Origin of the sequence: Xanthobacter autotrophicus (assembly GCF_029991245.1) — a bacterium.
Classification (GTDB): Bacteria; Pseudomonadota; Alphaproteobacteria; order Rhizobiales; family Xanthobacteraceae; genus Xanthobacter; species Xanthobacter autotrophicus_C.
The window spans coordinates 1-421 of sequence record NZ_JAIVFO010000398.1; the positions used below are offsets into that span (position 1 = coordinate 1).

Annotated in this window: 2 pseudogenes; both read left to right on the forward strand. The window is 75.5% G+C overall.

Annotated features, from left to right (window positions below):
• Window positions 1–201, forward strand: a pseudogene (locus K9U41_RS23390) (trans-aconitate 2-methyltransferase); the annotation flags it as partial.
• Window positions 198–421: pseudogene (locus K9U41_RS23395) on the forward strand (hypothetical protein); the annotation flags it as partial. The pseudogenes K9U41_RS23390 and K9U41_RS23395, both read left to right, overlap by 4 nt.

Consider the following 421-nt stretch of genomic DNA (forward strand, 5'->3'; position numbering starts at 1 on the left):
GTGCTGCACGGCGAGGACCCCGTCTTCACGTGGGTGTCCGGCACCGGCGCCCGGCCGACCCTGCAGGCGCTGCCGGACGACCTCCGGCCGGCGTTCGAGGAGGAGTTCAGACGCCGGTTGCGATCGGCGTACCCGCCCGGTCCCTCGGGCGAGGTCGTGCTGCCGTTCCGCCGCATCTTCGTCGTGGGGCGGCTCGCATGAGGCTGCACCACGTCCAGGTCGCCTGCCCGCCCGGAGGGGAGGACGCCGCGCGGCGGTTCTACGCCGACGGGCTCGGGCTGCGTGAGGTGGAGAAGCCCGCGGCGCTGCAGGCCCGGGGCGGCGCCTGGTTCCGGTCCCACGACGAGGCCGGAGGCGTCACGGCCGAGCTGCACGTCGGCGTGGAGGAGCCGTTCGTCCCGGCGCGCAAGACGCATCCGGC